At 32.4% G+C, this 238-nt stretch carries 1 pseudogene; it reads left to right on the forward strand.

Features of this window, described 5'->3' with window-relative positions:
* Nucleotides 1-86 precede the first annotated feature (86 nt).
* A pseudogene (gene spo0F / locus SB658_RS27335) lies at nucleotides 87-238 on the forward strand (sporulation initiation phosphotransferase Spo0F); the annotation flags it as partial.

Raw genomic sequence — 238 nt, forward strand, 5'->3', positions numbered from 1 at the left:
AAGAATAGGAAGGGATTTGCCAAAGAATAGCGAAAATTAATCGTTAAGATATAAGAAGCTTTAAATCTTGTATTTATACAGAAAGGTTGGGAGTTAAGGAAGGTAAAATTTTAATCGTTGATGATCAATATGGCATTCGTGTGTTATTACATGAAGTGTTCCAAAAAGAAGGTTATCAGACATTCCAAGCAGCGAATGGATTTCAAGCTTTAGATATCGTGAAAAAAGATAATCCAGA

This window comes from Bacillus sp. SIMBA_008, assembly GCF_046535495.1.
GTDB classification, from domain to species: Bacteria; Bacillota; Bacilli; order Bacillales; family Bacillaceae; genus Bacillus; species Bacillus subtilis.